We start from the raw sequence: 485 nt of genomic DNA on the forward strand, positions 1-485 counted from the left end.
TCAGATGTGTATAAGAGACAGCACAATGACCTGACCCTGGCGCTGCAAACCATCGACCAGTTGCGACCGGGCAAGGCGGTATTGACGCACATCGGCCATACGCTGGATGCGTGGTTGATGGGGCTGCCGCCAGGACTGCCGGGCCATGTATTGATCGGTCGGGACGGCATGGCGCCCTAGGCGTGCGCATAAACGCAAAAATTGTGCGCTGATCGCCCGCAAAAGCCTGTTCCAGAAGCTTGGCAGCCTGCGACAATTTGTCATTATGAACCGTTTGGTACATTCTGTTCGGCTGTAAAAATCCGACAGGTTTGAAAAATGACAAACAAGCAAGACACAGGAACTGGCGGCAGGTTGCTGCTGCTCGGGCTGGGAGTACTGATCGCCCTGATCGGGCTCGGTCTGGCAGGTGGCGGCGGCTATCTGGTGACATTGGGCGGCAGCTGGTTCTTCCTGCTGATGGGACTGGCGATGCTGGTCAGTGG

The 485-nt window shown here is 57.1% G+C and carries 1 pseudogene; it reads left to right on the plus strand.

Features of this window, described 5'->3' with window-relative positions:
- Positions 1 to 180: pseudogene (locus tag ALO43_RS23180) on the plus strand (phosphonate metabolism protein PhnP); the annotation flags it as partial.
- Positions 181 to 485 lie beyond the last annotated feature (305 nt).

Origin of the sequence: Pseudomonas tremae (genome assembly GCF_001401155.1) — a bacterium.
GTDB classification, from domain to species: domain Bacteria; phylum Pseudomonadota; class Gammaproteobacteria; order Pseudomonadales; family Pseudomonadaceae; genus Aquipseudomonas; species Aquipseudomonas tremae.